At 45.1% G+C, this 1,718-nt stretch carries 2 protein-coding genes; both read left to right on the top strand.

Features of this window, described 5'->3' with window-relative positions:
• The first annotated feature begins 37 nt into the window (after nt 1–37).
• Nucleotides 38–472: a hypothetical protein gene (locus QQL66_RS09420; RefSeq protein ID WP_284380993.1), complete on the top strand. Its 435-nt coding sequence runs from the start codon at nt 38–40 to the stop codon at nt 470–472.
• A gap of 168 nt (nt 473–640) precedes the next feature.
• The coding region (locus tag QQL66_RS09415) for a transposase (protein WP_284380992.1) at nt 641–1,718 on the top strand (1,078 nt) is incomplete at its 3' end.

Raw genomic sequence — 1,718 nt, 5'->3', positions numbered from 1 at the left:
GGCCTCCTAAGGTATGTGCGCAAGAGCGCGCTATACCTTGGATGGTAGTTTAACTATCAAGCCCGAAAATCCTTGGGAGGTCATCATTAGTATCAAGTGGCTGCTACGGACCCAAAACAGTTGGCACCTTTTCCGCACGCTTCGCGGCGTCAAAGTCGCCAACTGTTTTGGGCCGCAGAGCCATGCGTTAAATGCCATGAGTATGAATAAGCAAGGGTGTCCAATTTGCGGTTACACAGAAATTACAGTCCTCGATGAATTCAATTGCACCACATTTGAAATCTGCGAGTGTTGTGGTTCTGAATCAGGCGTAGAATACGACCAGCATTCTACCCAAGAGCACCTTGCTAAAGTGCGTAGCGAGTGGGTTAATGCAACTAACTGCGCATGGTGGGGAGAGCAAGAGTCAATCCCCAATAACTGGAATCCTAAAAAGCAAATGGAGGTTGCGGGCATTGAAATCCCTCAGTAACGGCCAGCATTTAACAAGTGCAGGCAACATCGCCCCTACGGGGCTGGACCTCCATTCCGCAGCTTCGCTGCTCCATTGCGGCCGTTGCTGCAGGCGTTCAGGCTGTAGAAAAACCCTAACATCCCTCTCTTTTTGATAAAATTTAGGCATCAAACAAGGATTGTACTGATGCCTAAATTTAAACCCTACAACCACGATCAAGTCGCGATGGTGGTGATCAACTTTGAAGATCAAATCCAACCCGGTACTTTCGAATACGCTATTCATTATCTGATCGAACATAAGCTCGATTTGTCGGTTTTCTTTCCTAATTATCATAATGATCAAACAGGTCGCCCAGCTTACGATCCCGCCATTTTGTTAAAGATCATTCTGTTTGCATATTCCAAAGGCATTACCTCAAGTCGTGAGATCCAATGGTGTTGTGAAACCAACATCATTTTCAAAGCCCTGTCCTGTGATAGCGTGCCTCACTTTACGACGATTGCTAACTTTGTAAGCAGCCATGCAGAAGAAGTTGAGTCCTTATTTGAACAGGTATTATTGATCTGTGATCAGCAAGGATTGTTAGGTAAAGAACTGTTTGCGATTGATGGCTGTAAGATGCCCTCGAACGCTTCAAAGGAACACTCTGGTACATTTAAAGAATTGGCTGAGAAACGTGATAAGCTCAGGCGTCAGATTAACTATCATCTAAAAGAGCACCAACGGTTAGATGCTCAGACTGTGTATGATGAAGATCGTTTAAAACGAATCGAACAAACCATCTCGACCCTGGATAAGGCCTCTGATCGGATTGATCTATTCCTGAAAACTAACGAACCAAGAATGGGGCGCGGTCGAACTCGCAAAGAAGTAAAAAGTAATATCACCGACAATCAAAGTGCCAAGATGAAGACCAATAAAGGTGTGATTCAAGGTTATAACGGGGTGGCGACGGTCGATAAAAAACATCAGATTGTGGTGGATGCTCAAGCCTTTGGTGAAGGACAGGAACATCACACCCTGAAGCCAGTTTTGGAACGTGTCGAGGCTCGGCTAAAGAGGTTGGAGATATCAGACAACATCTATCAGCAAGGTACTGTGATTACGGCCGATACCGGCTTTGCCAACGAAGCAAATATGGCCTATTTGTATGAACGAAAAATAAATGCCTATGTGCCGGATAATCAGTTCCGGAGTCGTGATCCAAAGTTCACCAATCAGAAAAAGAAATACGGAAAACGACACCAAGACGAGTTACCTA

This window comes from Litoribrevibacter albus (assembly GCF_030159995.1).
Classification (GTDB): domain Bacteria; phylum Pseudomonadota; class Gammaproteobacteria; order Pseudomonadales; family Litoribrevibacteraceae; genus Litoribrevibacter; species Litoribrevibacter albus.
Note: the sequence above shows the minus strand (reverse complement) of the source record. Positions and strands in the feature narration are given on the sequence as shown.